The sequence below is a fragment of the Chryseobacterium sp. C-71 genome (genome assembly GCF_020911865.1).
GTDB lineage: Bacteria > Bacteroidota > Bacteroidia > Flavobacteriales > Weeksellaceae > Chryseobacterium.
The window spans coordinates 4,167,484-4,185,662 of sequence record NZ_CP087131.1; the positions used below are offsets into that span (position 1 = coordinate 4,167,484).

Consider the following 18,179-nt stretch of genomic DNA (forward strand, 5'->3'; position numbering starts at 1 on the left):
ATATTTATTATTTTCTCGCAAATTTTGCAGATTTATTTTATCTGCATAATCTGTAAAATCTGCGAGATAAAAATTTTACAGACTCCTAGAAGTTTATTGACTGAATTAAACTTCCATCTTCAGACTTCCATCTCCCAGCACTTTTAAATACGTTTCCATGTCCTTATCGCCACGACCGCTTAAGCAAATGACAACAATATCATTTTCGTTAAACTTTTTCTTATTTAAAACTGCCAAAGCATGAGCACTTTCCAAAGCAGGAATAATTCCTTCTAATTTGGTTAAATCAAAAGCAGACTGTAACGCTTCATCATCATTAATACTGAAAAATTCTGCACGGTTTTCTTTAAATAAATTTGCGTGAAACGGTCCGATTCCGGGATAATCTAAACCTGCAGAAATAGAGTGTGGCTCTATAACTTGTCCGTCATTGGTCTGCATGACTAAACTTTTACTTCCGTGCAAAACACCTAAAGTCCCTAAAAAAGTAGTCGCTGCTGATTTTCCTGATTCAATGCCAAAACCTCCGGCTTCTGCGGCAATAATTTTTACGTTTTCTTCATCAACAAAATGATAGAAAGTTCCTGCAGCATTGCTTCCACCGCCAACACAGGCAATCACGTAATCCGGATTTTCTCTTCCGATTTGTTCGTGAAGCTGTTCTTTAATTTCTTTAGAAATCACCGATTGAAATCTCGCTACCAAATCAGGAAACGGATGTGGTCCAACCACACTTCCGATCACGTAATGTGTTGTGGTTGAGTTATTAATCCAATCTCTTAGCGCTTCGTTAACAGCATCTTTCAACGTTTTTGAACCTGATGTTGCGGGAATTACTGTTGCTCCCAACATTTTCATCCTTCCAACATTCGGAGCCTGTCTTGCAATGTCTACTTCGCCCATGTAAACAATACATTCGAGTCCTAATAATGCACACGCTGTTGCGGTTGCTACGCCGTGTTGTCCGGCTCCTGTTTCTGCGATAATTCTGTGTTTTCCAAGACGTTTTGCTAGTAAAACCTGTCCTAAAGCATTGTTGATTTTATGAGCTCCCGTATGATTGAGATCTTCTCTCTTTAAATAAACCTTAGTTCTATATTTTTCACTTAAATTTTTCGCAAAATAGAGTGGAGTAGCTCTTCCGACATAATTTTTCAGCAAATCCTGATATTCATCTTGGAATTCTTCAGATTCTATAATTTTAAGATAATTGTTTTGTAATTCTTCCACATTCGGGTACAACATTTCCGGCACAAACGCACCTCCAAATTCGCCGTAATATCCGTTTTCGTCTGGATTTTTATAATTTGTTTTAATCATTTTTGTAATTAATTTCTGGTTGATGTTTTACTTCAAAATTCAATGAGTTAGCAATGAAGCAATATTCATTTGCTTTTTGATGCATTTCGATTGCTTTTTTGATCATATTTTCTTCAGCAACTAAAATTTTAGGTTTAAGAATTATTTCAGTGAATTTTCCGCTTCCATTTTCACTTTCTATCATTGTTCCTTCTGCAAAATCCACATATTCTAAAACCAAAATCTTATTGACTGAACAAAAATGAAGATACCATAGCAAATGACAAGACGAAACGGAAGCCAACAATAAATCTTCAGGATTGTGAAGTTCAGGATTTCCTAAAAATGCTGGATCTGAAGAACCATTAATTTGGGCTTTTCCATCAACCGATATGATATAACTTCTCTCATAAGAACGGTAATTTTTTGTTGATTCACCGGTATTTCCCGTCCATTCTATTTTTGATTTGTAGTTGTGGTTTTTCATTGATTAAGCATTAATTTTTTTATTTTTTCTACATCTTTAATTCCCGGTTCGGTTTCAAATTTTGAATTGATATCCAAAGCAAATGGTTTTTGATCTAAATTATTAATATGAGCAATATTTTCCAAAGAAATTCCGCCGCTCAGAAAATAAGGTAATTGAATTTCAATTTGATTTAATATGTTCCAATCAAAGGTTTTTCCAGTTCCGCCAAAAGCTTTTGAATCTGTGTCGAAAAGCAAATAGTTGATGATTGCAGGTTGTCTATTGATTGTTTCTTGTAAATCATTTGGATGCTGATTTCCGATTCTAACTACTTTAATAATCTTTATATTTTCGCTTAATCTTTGATTTAACTTTAAAACATATTCTTCATTTTCGTCCCCGTGAAGTTGAATAAAATTTAAATCTGCATTTTCTGAAATCTCGATAATTTTTTCAATACTTTCGTTCACGAAAACTCCTACTTTTCCTTGATGATTTATTTTAGCAATTTCATTTAAACTCAAATGATTCAAGACAAATCTTGGCGATTTTTTATAAAAAATGAACCCTAGAAAATCAACTTTTAAGGCCGCTAATTCACGAATTTGGCTGAGTTGGGTCAATCCGCAAACTTTAATTTGTGGTTGGCTGTTGGCTTCTTGTCTTTGGCTCTCTGTCATTGGTAAATGTATAAACTGTTACGTTGTTACATTAGAAATAAATTCAGAGAATTTCTTCTCTGGTTTTTCATCTATCATAAAATATTCTCCCATCAAAAATCCATCGAAGCCTTTTTCTTTCAGGAATTTAAAATCTTCTTCGCTATAAATACCACTTTCTGCGATGGATAATGTATTTTCTGGAAGTTGATTTTTGAGATGAACGGAATGTTGTAAATCAACTTTAAAATCTTTTAAATTTCTGTTATTTATTCCTACAAAGTCAACTTCTTTATTGATGTGCTGAAGTTCATCTTCGGTGTGAATTTCCAATAAAACTTCCAAATTTAAACTATGCGCCAATTCAGTAAACTCTGAAACCTGATTGGCCGACAGACACGCTGCGATTAGCAAAATTACGTCTGCACCCATCGATTTTGCTTCATAAAACTGATACTCATCAATCATAAAATCCTTTCGCAGAATTGGAATGTTGATATGATTTCGCACATTCAAAATATCTTCAAAACTTCCACCGAAAAAATCCTGATCCGTTAAAATAGAAACGGCACTTGCTCCGAAATTTTCATAAGCCGAAACAACTTCAAGAGGAGAAACTTTATCATTAATAATTCCTTTTGATGGAGATTGTCTTTTGAATTCTGCGATAATTCCCGATTTTGATTGTAATGTTTCTTTTAATGATAAAGTTTTTCTGTTGAAAAATTCTGAATCTTTCAATTGTTGTAAAGAAATTTTAGATTTTGAATCTGAAATTTCCTCTTTTTTTCTTGCGATGATTTTATCTAAGATGTTCATTTTTTATTTTTTAACAACTAAGGACACAAGGTTTTTCACAAGGTACACAAGGCTCTGTGAACATTGTGGTTTTGATTTATTAACTAAATTTTCTGATTATAACAACATTGCGACCCGGCTTGAGCGGAACTCCTTTTGCATCGCAAAAGAGTGGGAGCGGAAGACGGAATTTGTCGCCAGAAAAGAAAATTTTATTGACATTCTATGAAGTTAAATTTTCGTCCAAAAATTATTGCGTAATCAAGTTATTAAAACTGATTAAGGCTTTTCCGCTTTCTAAACTTTCCTGAGCGAGCAAACGACAATCCTGATATGAACCCCATGTTTTCGAATGATAAAGTGCAATGGCTGCATTCGCTATAACCACAGCGTTTTGATCTGAGGAGCCATTTCCATCTAATATATTTTTGAAGATCTCCGCCGATTCCTGAATGGTTGAACCTCCAGAAATATTTTGAGGATCAACAGGATTAAAACCTAAATCTTTTGATGAATAAATTTCTTCACCAGTTTTTGAAATGATTTTGCTGTCACCGGTGAGGCTGATTTCGTCGTAGCCGTCCAAACCATGCACCAAAATAAAATCCCGACTGTCTTTTTGCAGCAAATACTGATAAATTCTAGCAATCTCAAGATTGTAAACGCCAATCACTGAAAACTGAGGTTTTGCAGGATTGACCAAGGGACCAAGCAGGTTGAAAAACGTACGTAAACCTAAAGATTTCCTCAAAGCACCTACAGACTGCAATGCCGGATGAAAATAAGGAGCATGCAGAAAACAGATGTTAGCTTTTTCCAAATCCTGATTTAATTCTTCTGAAGTTTTTTTGAACTGATAACCTAGTGCTTCCAACACATTCGACGATCCGGTTATGGCAGAAGCTCCGTAATTTCCGTGCTTGGTTACTTTTTGTCCGGCTCCGGCAACGACGAAACTGGCTAAGGTGGAAATGTTGATAGTGTTTTTTCCGTCACCGCCGGTTCCTACAATGTCGATGGTATTTTCGGCTTCGATGTCGACATGAACTGCCATGCTGAGTAACGCCTGTCTGAAGCCTTCCAATTCTTCTAAAGTGATATTTCGCATCAGAAAAATACTAACGAAAGCTGTGACTTCAGTTGTGTTGAATTTATTTTGAGCAATTTCAATCATAATCGCTTTTGCTTCCGATTTTGATAGTGTGTGATGATTGAAAAGGTATTCGAGTATTTCTTTCATTTTTGATAATAATTATTTTTTTGATTGTATAGCTAAGTACAATCTTTTAAATGAGTTAAAATCTTCATAATCTTCAACATTCATATATGTTTCAAGCTTTACTAATAAAGCTAACTTTTGCAATGTTTCTAAATTTGCCAAACTTAAATCCAAATGCAACCAAGAATCAAAAATTCCAATTAAATCACAATTTTGGATAGGTTTAATAGTTAATAAATAATTATAAAAATCAATTCGCTCTTGTACTAATTCTTTTTCTGGATATTGAGGATAAGATATAAGTAAACTTTGAGCAAATAATTCTATTTGAAATCCACTCCAGTTTAGTATGTCATTATTTAATTTAGCCCAAATACCATTTCCATAAAATTTTATTATAGAAATTATATCTGAGGAATCATGTCCTTCATTCCACCAATCGCTATCTGTATTTTCATATTTTAATATATAAAAATATATCTCTAATACTCCTTCATCATTACTTTTCGTTGACGAATTTTTCAGATAAATATCTTTCAGTAAAAGAAATTTTTTAAATTCTTCTAATGTCATATAATTAATTTTTAAGAAAATTCCTGATAATATGTTCGCCATCAGGTGTTAAAATGCTTTCAGGATGGAACTGAACGCCGTGAACATCATAACTTCTGTGCTGCAAAGCCATGATCATTCCGTCGTTATCTGTTGCTGTAATTTCTAATTCGTTAGGAAAGTTTTCCAGATTGACTGCCCAGCTGTGATATCTTCCAACTTCAATTTCTTCGGGTAAATCTTTGAATAATTTTATGTTTTCTCTGACGGTTTTTGAAGATGTTGCTACACCGTGGAAAATCTCTGTGAGGTTAATCAAATTTCCACCAAAAGCTTCTGCGATTGCTTGCTGACCAAGACAAACTCCTAAAATACTTTTTGTTGGTGCATATTTCTTAATTAAATCTAATAAAATTCCGGCTTCTTCAGGGATTCCCGGCCCGGGGGAAAGGATGATTTTGTCATAGTTTTCGATTTCTTCCAAAGTAATTTCATCGTTTCGGTAAACGTCAACTTTTTGATTCGTGATTTTTTCAATCATCTGAACGAGATTGTAGGTAAAGCTATCGTAATTGTCGAAGACGAGGATTTTTGATTGGTTATTTATTTCAGTTTTCATTTTTATATCTAATGTTTTGTTTTGTACTTAAATTGTTAAATTAGGAGAACTTTGCGACCCGGCTTGAGCGGAACTCCTTTTGCGAAGCAAAAGAGTGGGAGCGGAAGACGGAAATTTGTCGCCATAAAAAAATTAAATCAACTTCTCCGCTTTCTCTACCGCTTTTTTCAGGGCGTTAAGTTTATTGTTGACTTCCTGAAGTTCATTTTCGGGAACTGATTTTGCGACCAATCCTGCTCCTGCTTGATAAAATAATGTGTTGTTTTTGCTCAGAAAAGTTCTGATCATAATTGCCTGATTGCAATCGCCATTCAAACCAACCATTCCGATGCAGCCACCGTAATATCCACGGGAGTCTTTTTCGTATTCGTTGATGAGCTGAAGGGCTTTGTATTTTGGAGCTCCACTTAAAGTTCCCTGTGGGAAGGTGTTAGAAACAATGTCAAACGGATTGGTATTTTCTTCTAGTTCTGCAGTCACTTCACTGACCATGTGAATGACGTGAGAGAAAAGCTGGATTTCTTTCAGTTTGGTTACCGTAACGTTTTTTCCCATTTTGCCTAAATCATTTCGAGCCAAATCAACCAACATGGTGTGTTCGGCATTTTCTTTCGGATCTTTTTTTAAAGCTTCGGCAGACTGCAGATCGGTTTCGAAATCACCACTTCTCTTGAAAGTTCCGGCAATCGGATGAATGATGGCTTTGTTGTTTTTAATAATTAACTGACTTTCAGGGCTTGAACCGAATAATTTGTAATTTCCATAATCGAAGAAGAACAAATATGGAGACGGATTGATATTCCTCAAAGCACGATACACATTAAACTCGTCTCCTTTGAATTTTTGTTCGAATCTTCTGCTTAAAACCAACTGAAAAACATCACCTCTCATACAGTGTTTCTGAGCCTTTTCTACCAATTCAAGATATTCTTCATCGGTAAGATTTGAGGTTTCAAAACCATCTTTTTCGAAAGGATAAACGAGGGCATTTTTATTTTTAATTAAATCCTGCAGCAATCGCATTTCAGATTTTACACCATCGATCTGGTTTTCGATAAAATGCATTTCATCATTAAAATGATTAATAGCAATCACGTATTGATAGAGTCTGTAACGCAAAATAGGGATTTCAACTTCTTCGCTTTGAGGTTTAAATTGAATGTTTTCAAAAAGCGGAACGGCTTCAAAACTTGTATACCCAAAAAGGCTTTGCGCCGTTTCTTCAATGGGATCGTTGGTTTTTTCACATACAAAAGCTTTAGAGAAATCATTGAGTAAATCGGTGACTTTTATATTTTCTAAAGGCTTTTTATCCGGACTTTCATTCGGGAATTTTACTTCAAACTCGTGAAGATTTTTAATTTCAATTCCTGCAATAGCATTCACCGCAATGAAAGAAAAATTGTTATCGATATTCTTTGTATCTGAACTTTCAAGAAGAATGGTATCACGAAATTTATCTCTGATCTGAAGATAAATATTCATCGGGGTTTGCAGATCCCCGAGTGATTTTCTTGAGGTGGTTTTTATATTAATTTTGTTATTAAACATTTTGATAATTTTAAATTTTTTGACAAAAAAAAGACTTCAACGCAATCGTCAAAGTCTCTGTATGTTTTTCTATAATATTCTTGCTGTAAATTAACAACACGACAATAGCATCAGACCCGACGAAGAGTTTGAGTGCCACCACCAATTTTTGTTAACTGAATTAATCATGGGACAAATGTAAAACTTTTTTTAATATCAGAAATAAAAAATTCAAAAAAATGAAAATTTATTTTTTTGGGAATGAGTTGAAATATGATTTAATATAGCTTTAAATATAGCTTTAAATCTCGCTTTTGAAACTTTATTTTTATATTTTTGTGTCTGAAAAATCTTGATATTGAAATTTTACGTTTTATTTCAACTACATTTAAAAATAATAAATATTTACCTATGAAAAAAGTATTCGCAATCGCATTTATCGGAAGTATATTCGCATTAAGTTGTTCAAAAAAGACTGACAAATCTTTGCAGGACACCAATGTTATGTTGGAAGAACCTGCAGCTCCGACTGTAGCAGCAGATTCTACAGCTAAAACTCAAACTGCTCCGGCTGCTGCAATTCCAGCACCATCACCATCTACAGATTCTACGGCAACTGCTAAATAATGAAAAAACTGTTTATAACAGGATTGGCAAGTTTACTTGTTTTTTCCTGTTCTAAAAAAGAAAATTCAGAAATACAGCCATCACCAGATACTTCTACGCCGGTTACAGCCAATGTTTCGGGGCAAAGTTTAATAGAAGCTTCAGATTGTATGGCATGTCATAATGCTGATGAACGTTTGATAGGACCTTCGTACAAAGAAATTGCGGCAAAATATTCTGAAAAGGATATTGAGATTCTTGCCTCAAAAATTATCGAAGGCGGAAGTGGAGTTTGGGGAAGCGTTCCGATGCAGCCTCATTCGCAGATTTCAAAAGAAGATGCAAAAAAAATGGTGGAATATATTTTGAGTCAGAAAAAATAGTATCCGCTATATTCGATATTAAAGACAGCTTTGTTGCTGTCTTTTTTTATGGAAAATGATAAAATTATTCAAGAATAATCTTAATTTTAGAAAAAGTATCAGTATGAAAAAAGCGCATCTTTTTCTTGTCTTAATTTCGGGAAGTATCTTGGCTCAGGAATATCGATATGATTATCGATTTTTTACTAATAGTTTAATGAAAGACAGTTTTTATTACAGCAAAGTTAGTTTTAGTGAAAATGCTTTTGTGAAAAATGAGAAATCTAAATTACTGGTTGACCATTCCCAATTCAATTCGCCCGGAAATTCACTTTTGCTTGACTATAAAAATTCGCCTGACGGAAAATGGGAAGCTTCAATTGAATACGAAGATGTAAGAGGAAAAGACTTTTTTACACAACCTAATTATATAACTTTCTGGATCAAGAGTGAAAATATAGAAAGCAATATTTTGCCTTCTGTTAAAATTCAAAAGACTGATGGAAGTTTTTCTAAAACTGTTAATTTTAAATTAAGCAAAAGAGGTAAATGGGAAAATGTCCTGATTGATGTTTCGAGTTTTGATTCTTCCATTAAAAATAATCCTAAATCAGTGAAAGCGATCGTGTTTTCTCAACCTGAAAAAACTTTGTCATCTGATAATAAAATTTGGCTGGATGATATTTCATTGATTGAATCAAAAGAGAAAAAAAATATTACAGAAACTCCAAAAATTTCTTCTGCTAAGGGTTTCATGAAACACGTTGACCTCAAATGGAATCAGATTAACGATAAGAATATTCAATATGTGAAAATCTATCGTTCCGAAAACGGAAAAAATTTCAAACCGGTCGGAATTCAGGACGTTTATATCAATCGTTTTGCTGATTTTACGAATGAAATCGGTAAAAAATATTCTTATAAAATTAGTTTTCTTGATAAGCTTTTTAATGAATCTAAACTTTCTGAGATCGTTTCTTCAGAAACCAAAAATATGTCAGATGAAGAACTGATGACCATGGTTCAGGAAGCATCATTTAATTATTACTGGGATGGAGCAGAGTCTGCAAGCGGATTATCCAAAGAAAATACCAACGGAAGACAAAATATGATTGCCACCGGAGCATCAGGCTTTGGAATTATGGCTCTGATTGCAGGAACTGAAAGAGGTTTTATTTCAAGGAAAGAATCTGCGGAAAGATTTACTAAAATTGTAAATTTTCTTGAAAAAGCCAATAAATATCACGGTGCAGTTGCTCATTTTATTGATGGAAAAACAGGGAAAACTGAAGCGTTTTTCGGGAAAAAAGATAACGGAGCTGATTTGGTTGAAACTTCATTTTTGGTTCAGGGTTTATTGGCAGCACATCAATATTTTAATAAAGATAATTCTGAAGAAAAAAACATTCGCACAAAAATTGACAAATTTTGGAAAGGAATAGAGTGGAGTTGGTTCAGACAAACGCCCGACAGCAAATATCTGTATTGGCATTGGTCGCCTGATCAAGCTTGGACAATCAATCATAAGTTAATTGGCTGGAACGAAACAATGGTTACTTATCTGATGGCGATTGCTTCGCCTACGCATTCTGTGCCTGCAAGTATGTATTATTCAGGCTGGGCAAGTCAGGAAAAAGTGGCGCAGGACTACAGAAAAGATTGGGGCAACTCAAATGAAGGCGAATTTTACAAAAACGGAAATACTTACTACGGAATTAAGTTGGATGTTGGCGTAAACAAAGGTGGTCCGCTGTTTTTTGCGCACTATTCTTTTATGGGATTTGATCCGCATAAAATTACCGACCGATACACCAATTATTTTAAAAATAATCAGAATATTGCCAAAATCAATTACCTTTATTGCGTAGAAAATCCCAAGAAACAAAAAGGCTACGGTAAGGATGGATGGGGACTTACAGCTTCCGACGGACCCAACGGGTACAATCCGGATGAGCCTGTGGAAAGAGAAGATACAGGAAAATTGACACCAACCGGAGCGATTGCCTCATTTCCTTATACACCCACTGAATCTATGGCTGTTTTGAAGAATTTCTACCTGAATTACGGTGATTTTCTTTGGGGCGAATATGGCTTCCGGGACTCATTTGATTTGAATAACAATTGGTGCTCACCTATTTTTATGGGCTTAAATCAAGCACCCATGACGGTCATGATTGAAAACCACAGAACCGGCTTGATTTGGAATCTTTTTATGAGTCACCCCGATATAAAATCCGGAATTGAAAAATTAGAGAAAGAAAAATAATGTCAGAAAAATCAAATTTGCACCCAAGAAATCTACACAAAAATCCTTACGATTTTGAACAACTGATTTCCTGTGTGCCGGAACTGAAACATTATGTATTTAAAAATGCTTACGGAAATTTTACCATCAATTTCAGCATTCCGAAGGCAGTGAAATTGCTTAATAAATCTTTATTGCAGCATTTTTATCAAATTAAAAACTGGGATATTCCTGACGGAAATCTCTGTCCGCCCATTCCGGGACGTGCAGATTATATTCACTACATCGCTGATTTACTATTTGAAAATTTGAAAGAAATCCCGAAAGGTTCAGCAGTAAAAGGTTTGGATATCGGAACAGGAGCAAATCTTGTGTATCCTTTAATTGCCCATCAATCGTACGGTTGGGGAATGTTGGGTACAGATATTAATCAAAAGTCTTTCGAAAACGCTCAGAAGATTTTAGATGAAAATCCTGATGTTTCTGAAAATATTCAATTGGAATTTCAGCCGGATTCTCAATTTATCTTTAAAAATATTCTCAATTCCGAAGACAGATTTGCGTTTTCCATGTGCAATCCACCTTTCCATGATTCCGAAGAATCTGCAATGAAAGGAAATCTCAGAAAAACAAAAAATCTTAAAAAATCAAAGATTCAAAAGCCCAATCTCAATTTTGGCGGACAACAATCTGAGTTGTGGTGTGAAGGTGGAGAGCTGGCTTTTATCTCAAAAATGATTGAAGAAAGTACCTTGTATTCTTCTCAAATACTTTGGTTTACTTGTTTGGTTTCAAAAAAAGAAAATTTATTTAAATTAAATTCACTTTTAAAGAAAGTTAAAGCCATTGAAGTGAAGACAATTGATATGTCTCAAGGTCAGAAATTGAGCAGAATTTTGGCGTGGACGTTTTTTCCTCAACAAGAAAGAAAAGGTTGGTTCTAAAATTTTTATTTAACTAATTCGTAACCAATTCGTTAGATTTGAGCAGCTTTATCCGCTAGTAGTTTATCCTGAGCGAAGTCGAAGGGTTCCGCACTCAAGTCGGGCTGCGAGTGATTCATTGTGAAAAATTTCCCACCTTTGGAGGGGTGGCGAAAATTCAAAATAATTTTTGACGGGGTGGTTTGAAAATACTTAAATCATTATAACAATTTCACAGGGCAAATCTTAATCAGTTTTGATAAAATAAAAAACTTTTTGTGACTCTTCACTACTTCGATTTTAACGATTTGTGGTTTAAGTAAAATTCAAGTTTCATAAACGCTTAAAATTCACTATTTTTGCAATTCGAAAAAATCGAATTATAATGCAATTATCAGAACAGGAAATCATTAGAAGAGAAAAGCTGACTAAGCTTGTTGAAATGGGAATCAACGCATTCCCGGCAGAAGAATATGTTATTACAGATACTACAGAATCTATAAAACAGAATTTTTCTGAAAGTAAACAGGTGAAGATTGCGGGAAGATTGATGTCTCGCAGAATTCAGGGGAAGGCTTCTTTTGCTGAATTGCAGGATTCTACAGGGAAAATTCAGGTGTACTTCAACAGAGACGAAATCTGTATAGGAGAAGACAAAACTTTATACAACGACGTTTATAAACATCTTTTAGATATCGGTGACATCATCGGCATCGAAGGAGAATTGTTTACCACTCAGGTTGGTGAGAAGACGGTTTTGGTTAAAAATTTTACATTGCTTACCAAAGCATTGCGTCCGCTTCCACAAGCAAAAACTGATGAAAACGGAGTGGTACATGATGCTTTCAACGATCCTGAAATGAGATATAGACAGCGTTATGTCGATTTGACGGTGAATCCGCAGGTAAAAGAAATTTTCGTGAAAAGAACAAAACTGTTCAATGCCATGAGAACTTTCTTTAATGATGCAGGTTATTTTGAAGTTGAAACTCCAATTTTGCAGTCAATTCCTGGTGGAGCTGCGGCTAGACCATTCATAACGCATCACAATGCTTTAGACATTCCTTTATATTTAAGAATCGCAAACGAATTGTATCTGAAAAGATTGATTGTTGGTGGGTTTGACGGTGTTTATGAATTTTCGAAAAACTTCAGAAATGAAGGTATGGACAGAACTCATAATCCGGAATTTACCGCAATGGAAATTTATGTAGCCTACAAAGACTACAATTGGATGATGGATTTCACAGAGAAATTACTGGAATTCTGTGCAACTTCGGTGAACGGAAATTCAGAATCAACTTTTGGCGAACATACCATCAGCTGGAAAGCTCCTTATCCAAGAGTTTCAATGACCGATGCCATTATCAAATATACAGGTTTCGATATTACAGGAAAATCTGAACAGGAATTGTTTGATTTTGCTAAATCTATCGGAATTGATGTAAATGAAACGATGGGTAAAGGAAAATTAATCGACGAAATTTTTGGTGAAAAATGTGAAGGAAACTTCATTCAGCCGACTTTTATTACCGATTATCCGATCGAAATGTCTCCTTTGACCAAGAAACATAGAAGCAAAGAAGGTCTGACTGAACGTTTCGAATTAATGGTTTGCGGTAAAGAAATTGCGAATGCTTATTCGGAGTTAAATGACCCGATTGATCAGAGGGAACGTTTTGAAGAGCAATTGAAATTAGCTGAAAAAGGTGATGATGAAGCAACAGGATTTATCGATGAAGATTTCCTGAGAGCTCTAGAATACGGAATGCCGCCAACTTCAGGTTTAGGAATCGGAATGGACAGATTGATTATGTTTTTAACAAACAATCCATCAATTCAGGAAGTATTATTCTTCCCTCAAATGAGACCAGAAAAAACCGTTGCTCAAATTGAATTAGGAGAAGATGAAAAGATTATTCTTGATATCCTAAAATCTGGCGAACAAATCGCTTTGGCTGAAGTGAAAACTTTAAGCAAATTATCAGGAAAGAAATGGGATAAAGCTTCTAAAACTTTAACGAAAGGTAATTTGGTGAAGGTTGAGAAGATTGATGAGAATGTATTGATGAAATTGGTTTAAAATCAAGTAGAAATAAATAAGTAAAAAAAAGCGAACTTAAAGTTCGCTTTTTATCATTTTCATGTGATTAATTTTTATTAACTTTGCTCTTAGGAAAAAAAAACACCTAAGATGAAAAAAATAATTTCTGCAGTTCTTGCCTGCAATCTTGCGTATTCTTATGCACAAATTACACTTACAAAAGATTTAAGTTTTGGAAATAACGGAGAATATATCTATCCTCATACAGGATCGTATGCTACTCATAAATTATTGGGTGATAAAATTTTAGTATGTTTTAATTATAGCAACCCAGGATCTTCTGCTGGTTACAGCAAATTCATCCGATTAAATTCTAATGGCAGTTTAGATCTCAGCTTTGGAACTAATGGTGAATTTACAGATGGAGGAAATCCCGGATCTCCGGATACAATGTATTATGGCACCGAAGATTATTTGATCACAGCTTCAGATTCTAAATATTTTTCTAGTGGAACATTTGACAATGTTTTTATGAATAATTGGGGAATAAACTCTATTAACCAAAAAAAGTATTTGCACATTTTGAGTGACGGTAAAATGATATTCAGAAAAGATGCAAATTTCACAAAAATCTTATCTGATGGAGCTTTAGACACCTCATACGGAACCAACGGAAGTATCACTACGCTACCTTATTCAGTTGGCTATTATAAAGGATTAGTTGTAGGTAATTTTGCTTATGAGTTCGGAACCAGTACAGCTCAAATGACAAATGGAATCAGAAAAATTAATACAAGCACAGGAAGCTTAGATTTAAGTTATGGCAATGGTGGTTATGGAAATACTTCTATTATACCTTAAATGTTGATCAATTCAATTCCTCATCAGATTGATAACTCTATGATTAACTTCATTTATAATGATGGGACTGGGCAATACAGTTTATCTAAAACAAATTCAAACGGATTACTGGATGCGAATTTTGGCAACAGTGGGATTTTTCCAATTCCAGCTTCCATCAACTCGATACCTTACACACTTGAAAGTTCATCATACAAGACTCAAGGAAGCGGAAATGTATTTTTATTGGTCGAATCAAACAATACCAATGACTACGAAATTATTAGTTATTCTTTTTCAGGAAATTTACAGACAATAAATGCTTTGCAAACCTTTCCAACAGGTTTTAACAGGTATGATTTTTACCCTTATCCGGCACCATATACCTATAGAATTGAAATTAAGGATAATTACATTTACTTATTTACTCCGACAAAAATAATTAAATATATAATTTCAAACTCCACACTTTCCGTATCAGAAAATGCAGATAAAAATGATTTGGTTCAGTTTGCTAATCCTTTCGGCGATCAATTACTATTAAATACAAATGAGAAAATTAAAAGTATTGACATTTACGATGAAGGTGGGCGTCTAGTGTTGAGAAATAAATCTTCAAAAAACATAGATACCTCTGGTTTAAATCAAGGTGCTTATTTTATAAAAGTAACAACAGAATCAAATCAGATAATTTACAGAAAAGGAATTAAAAATTAAACGTCAAATTAAAAATCCTGAAAATTTCAGGATTTTTAATTTTTTAATAACAATAATTGAACAATTTTGCGTTTTAAGTAAAACTAATGAAAGCCTTCATATTCTTTTTTCTGTTTTTTATTTCTATAACATTTGATGCACAAATGCTCACTTCCGTTTATTTTAAAAACAACAGTTATGAGCTTAATCAGGTATCTAAAAACAAGTTGGATAGTTTATCCCGATTAAAAAGTAATCTCACATTCAGAATTTTTGGAAATTGTGATCCTTCCGGAAATCTTGCACTCAATAAAAAACTATCAGAAAACCGTGCAAATGCAGTCAGTGAATATTTAAAAGGAAAAATTTCGAACAATATTAAATTGCAAACTACAGTTGGTTTGGGTGTAGAAAAACAAATCAACGACAACAGTACAGAAGATCTTCGAGAAAAAAACAGAAGAGTGGATGTATTTATTGAAAAATCATTCGCTCCTAGAGAAAAAATTTCGAGAAAAGCGTATCCAAGTTTTCTCAATACGAAAATTGCAATGATGAAAGTGAAAGATACTTTTTCACTTCCTGATGTGAATTTTATTGGAGGTCGTCACTTCTGGCTTCCGTCCGGAAATACAAATCTGCTGAAACTTTCAAAAATATTAAAAGAAAATCCAAGTCTTGAGGTTGAATTGCAGGGACATATTTGCTGCGATTACGAGAATTTCGATGGTGAAGATATTGATTAAAAACATTCAATCTTTCATGGACGAGAGCTACTGCAATCAAAGACTATTTGCTGAAACAAGGTATTGAGCAGAATAGAATTATGGTAAAAGGTCTCGGTCATCTCAATCCGGTCGTTTACCCTGAAATAACAGAGGCCGACCGAATCAAGAACCGTAGAGTAGAATTGGTTTTAACTATAAAATAACTTTAAGATTTTCCTTTTGCTTTTGTAAATGAAAACATCAGATAAAATAAGAACGGTAAAATAAATAGTGATCCTAAAACCAAAGCCCAACCCAAAGCAGAAATTGTTTTTTCGGCAGCGATATGTTTTAATAAAGAAAGGTGTTGTCCGTTTCCTAATAAAATAATATCCGGATTATGTTGATACGTTGCTGCTACAAGAATCATAATGATCTGAAAACCGGCTAAAGCTCTTACTGGAAGCAATTTCCGGTTATGCATTGCTCTTAATATTAAACCTAAGGCAACGGTTGCAAAGGAAATTGACATCACACCCAATGGTTTAGAAAAAATCCATTTTGTTAAAGGAATATCGGAAAAATAAGCAGCAGAAAAGACCAACAATCCCGTTACGACTACAAAAATCATTGTCTGATGTGATTTTTTAATCATTAAACCTAATTCTAATCTGTCGCTGGTTTCCCGTAAAGAAAAAATGGAAGCTAAATAAGCGCAAAGAGAAACGGTAAATAATCCAACCGCAACACCAAACCAATTGAGCCAGCTGAAGACATACAAATCTAAAAAGTTATTTGCATCAGGATTGATTGATTGTGAAACCGTCGCAGCGGCTATTAAACCTAAGAAAAAGGGTGTTAGAAGACTCGCATAATAGAAAATCTGTGTATAAATTATCTGCCATTGATCTTCCACTGCATCATAATGTCTGAAGGTGAACGCAGTTCCTCTCGCAATAATTCCCACCAGCATCAAAACCAAAGGAATGTGAAGGTAAGTAGACATTGTTGTATAGATTTCAGGGAATCCTACGAATAGAATAACAATCGCAATAATTAACCACATATGATTGGCTTCCCAAACAGGTGCTATTGATTCATACATGATTTTTTCTGTGTATTTTCTGTTTTTCTTTTTAGTCATTAATTCTACAATTCCTGCTCCGAAATCAGCACCACCCAAAATCACATAAAGGCATACGGAAAGCCATAAGAAACCAATTACAACGTATATCATGATTTTTTGTTTTTAGTGTTAAATTGTGCATCTGTCGGGTCGTAAAGTTTGGGAACCATCTGTATCTGCCTTCTCAAAAGAAAAATAATAATCAATGATAATGAAATAAAAATAGCCGTAAAAAAGTAAAATGAATACTGAATTCCAGGCATTGGTGTCATAGCATCTACGGTTTTCATAATTCCGTAAATAATCCAAGGTTGTCTTCCGACTTCAGTGACTGTCCAGCCAGCTTCTAGGGCAATATATCCAAATGGTGTTGCAAAAAGAAATGTTTTCAGCAGCCAGTTTTTATTTAGCCAATCTTTTTTAAAAAAGAAAGCGTAGAGATAAAGACTTCCGATACAAATCATCACCACGCCAAAGAAAATCATAATCTGGAAAGCGTAATGTACAACCGCAACAGGTGGCCATTCATCTTTTGGAAAATCATTTAAACCTTTTATTTCTGCGTTAAAATCATTAGTAGCTAAAAAGCTTAAAACTTTTGGAATTTTTAAAGCATAATTAATTTCACCTTTTTCTTCATCAGGAATTCCACCAATCACAAAAGCTGCACCTTTTTCAGTTTTAAAATGCGCTTCCATCGCAGCTAATTTTATAGGTTGTCTTTCTGCAACAGATTTTGCTGCCACATCACCGCTTAAAGGAGCACCGAACGCACCAATCATTGCAAAAGCAGCGGCAATTCTGAATGCTTTGGTATGAAATTCAACATTTTTTTTTTTCATGATTAAGAAAGCATGAACTCCAGCAACGGCAAATCCGGTCGCGCAAAATGCAGCCACCGTCATGTGTAAAGCCTGTGGAAACCACGCTTCATTAAACATTGCTTTAATCGGGTCAATATTGACGTATTCTCCATTGATATAATCAAAACCAGTAGGTGAATTCATCCACGCATTTGCTGCAACGACTAAAATTCCTGATGCTAAACCACTTAAGCCAACCAAAAATCCGCAAAACCAATGAAACCATTTATTAAATTTATCCCATCCGTAAAGAAAAAATCCGATCGCAATGGCTTCGATAAAAAAGGCTGTTCCTTCGAGAGAAAACGGCATTCCGAAAATGGGACCTGCGTGTTTCATAAATCCGGGCCAAAGAAGCCCCAACTCGAATGAAAGCATTGTTCCGGAAACGGCTCCAGTGGCAAACAAAATCGCAACACCTTTGCTCCATGCTTTTGTGAGACCTTTGTAAATTTCATTCCCGGTTTTGAGGTATTTCCAGTGTGCGAATGCCATGAGAAAAGGCATTACCATTCCGACGCAGGCGAAAATAATATGAAAACCTAATGAAAGCGCCATCTGGGCTCGTGCAGCGATAAAATCATCCATAATATTAATTTTCAGCTGAAAGTTACGGATAAAA

General features: G+C 34.5%; 18 protein-coding genes and 1 pseudogene. 9 read left to right on the forward strand and 10 right to left on the reverse strand.

Going from position 1 to position 18,179, the window contains the following annotated elements; genetic code table 11:
* Window positions 1-105 precede the first annotated feature (105 nt).
* From trpB to LNP04_RS19225, 8 genes are all read right to left on the reverse strand, one after another.
* The gene (gene trpB, locus LNP04_RS19190; protein ID WP_229984495.1) at window positions 106-1,320 is read right to left on the reverse strand and encodes a tryptophan synthase subunit beta; all 1,215 of its coding nucleotides are present in this window, start codon (window positions 1,318-1,320) and stop codon (window positions 106-108) included.
* Complete coding sequence (locus LNP04_RS19195; protein ID WP_229984496.1) at window positions 1,313-1,786, reverse strand: OsmC family protein; 474 nt, start codon at window positions 1,784-1,786, stop codon at window positions 1,313-1,315. Before LNP04_RS19195 ends, trpB begins: the two co-directional genes overlap by 8 nt.
* Window positions 1,783-2,448 (reverse strand): phosphoribosylanthranilate isomerase, encoded by a 666-nt coding sequence (locus tag LNP04_RS19200; protein ID WP_229984497.1) that lies wholly within the window; start codon window positions 2,446-2,448, stop codon window positions 1,783-1,785. The genes LNP04_RS19195 and LNP04_RS19200 overlap by 4 nt, the downstream gene beginning before the upstream one ends.
* Window positions 2,449-2,466: 18 nt before the next feature.
* The gene (trpC, locus tag LNP04_RS19205; protein ID WP_229984498.1) at window positions 2,467-3,246 is read right to left on the reverse strand and encodes an indole-3-glycerol phosphate synthase TrpC; all 780 of its coding nucleotides are present in this window, start codon (window positions 3,244-3,246) and stop codon (window positions 2,467-2,469) included.
* Window positions 3,247-3,475: 229 nt separating this feature from the next.
* A complete protein-coding gene (gene trpD, locus LNP04_RS19210; RefSeq protein ID WP_229984499.1) occupies window positions 3,476-4,465 on the reverse strand; it encodes an anthranilate phosphoribosyltransferase in 990 nt (329 codons plus the stop codon).
* Between the two features lie 12 nt (window positions 4,466-4,477).
* Window positions 4,478-5,017 (reverse strand): hypothetical protein, encoded by a 540-nt coding sequence (locus LNP04_RS19215; RefSeq protein ID WP_229984500.1) that lies wholly within the window; start codon window positions 5,015-5,017, stop codon window positions 4,478-4,480.
* A gap of 4 nt (window positions 5,018-5,021) precedes the next feature.
* Window positions 5,022-5,615, reverse strand: a complete 594-nt coding sequence (locus tag LNP04_RS19220) for an aminodeoxychorismate/anthranilate synthase component II (RefSeq protein ID WP_229984501.1) — start codon at window positions 5,613-5,615, stop codon at window positions 5,022-5,024.
* 132 nt (window positions 5,616-5,747) lie between these two features.
* The gene (locus LNP04_RS19225) at window positions 5,748-7,166 is read right to left on the reverse strand and encodes an anthranilate synthase component I family protein (protein WP_229984502.1); all 1,419 of its coding nucleotides are present in this window, start codon (window positions 7,164-7,166) and stop codon (window positions 5,748-5,750) included.
* 390 nt (window positions 7,167-7,556) lie between these two features.
* On the opposite strand from LNP04_RS19225, the gene LNP04_RS19230 reads away from it, so the two are divergent.
* The 9 genes and pseudogenes from LNP04_RS19230 to LNP04_RS19620 form a co-directional block, all read left to right on the forward strand.
* On the forward strand, window positions 7,557-7,772 hold the full coding sequence (locus tag LNP04_RS19230; protein ID WP_229984503.1) for a hypothetical protein: 216 nt from the start codon (window positions 7,557-7,559) through the stop codon (window positions 7,770-7,772).
* Window positions 7,772-8,134 (forward strand): c-type cytochrome, encoded by a 363-nt coding sequence (locus tag LNP04_RS19235; protein ID WP_229984504.1) that lies wholly within the window; start codon window positions 7,772-7,774, stop codon window positions 8,132-8,134. The genes LNP04_RS19230 and LNP04_RS19235 overlap by 1 nt, the downstream gene beginning before the upstream one ends.
* Window positions 8,135-8,237: 103 nt before the next feature.
* Window positions 8,238-10,379: a glucoamylase family protein gene (locus LNP04_RS19240; RefSeq protein ID WP_229984505.1), complete on the forward strand. Its 2,142-nt coding sequence runs from the start codon at window positions 8,238-8,240 to the stop codon at window positions 10,377-10,379.
* Window positions 10,379-11,302 carry a 23S rRNA (adenine(1618)-N(6))-methyltransferase RlmF gene (gene rlmF, locus LNP04_RS19245; protein ID WP_229984506.1) on the forward strand — a complete coding sequence of 308 codons (924 nt, stop codon included), beginning with the start codon at window positions 10,379-10,381 and terminating at the stop codon, window positions 11,300-11,302. Before LNP04_RS19240 ends, rlmF begins: the two co-directional genes overlap by 1 nt.
* 364 nt (window positions 11,303-11,666) lie before the next feature.
* Entirely contained in the window at window positions 11,667-13,364 is a 1,698-nt protein-coding gene (gene lysS / locus LNP04_RS19250; protein ID WP_229984507.1) for a lysine--tRNA ligase, read from the forward strand.
* 111 nt (window positions 13,365-13,475) lie between these two features.
* A complete protein-coding gene (locus LNP04_RS19255; RefSeq protein WP_229984508.1) occupies window positions 13,476-14,186 on the forward strand; it encodes a hypothetical protein in 711 nt (236 codons plus the stop codon).
* 39 nt (window positions 14,187-14,225) lie between these two features.
* Complete coding sequence (locus tag LNP04_RS19260) at window positions 14,226-14,882, forward strand: T9SS type A sorting domain-containing protein (RefSeq protein WP_229984509.1); 657 nt, start codon at window positions 14,226-14,228, stop codon at window positions 14,880-14,882.
* 86 nt (window positions 14,883-14,968) lie between these two features.
* Window positions 14,969-15,607, forward strand: a complete 639-nt coding sequence (locus tag LNP04_RS19265) for an OmpA family protein (protein ID WP_229984510.1) — start codon at window positions 14,969-14,971, stop codon at window positions 15,605-15,607.
* A 17-nt stretch (window positions 15,608-15,624) separates the two neighbouring features.
* Window positions 15,625-15,792: pseudogene (locus LNP04_RS19620) on the forward strand (hypothetical protein); the annotation flags it as partial.
* Between the two features lie 2 nt (window positions 15,793-15,794).
* On the opposite strand, the gene LNP04_RS19270 reads toward LNP04_RS19620, so the two are convergent.
* Together LNP04_RS19270 and LNP04_RS19275 are read right to left on the reverse strand one after the other, a co-directional pair.
* Window positions 15,795-16,805: a cytochrome d ubiquinol oxidase subunit II gene (locus tag LNP04_RS19270; RefSeq protein WP_229984511.1), complete on the reverse strand. Its 1,011-nt coding sequence runs from the start codon at window positions 16,803-16,805 to the stop codon at window positions 15,795-15,797.
* Window positions 16,802-18,145 carry a cytochrome ubiquinol oxidase subunit I gene (locus LNP04_RS19275; RefSeq protein ID WP_229984512.1) on the reverse strand — a complete coding sequence of 448 codons (1,344 nt, stop codon included), beginning with the start codon at window positions 18,143-18,145 and terminating at the stop codon, window positions 16,802-16,804. The genes LNP04_RS19270 and LNP04_RS19275 overlap by 4 nt, the downstream gene beginning before the upstream one ends.
* Between the last annotated feature and the right edge of the window lie 34 nt (window positions 18,146-18,179).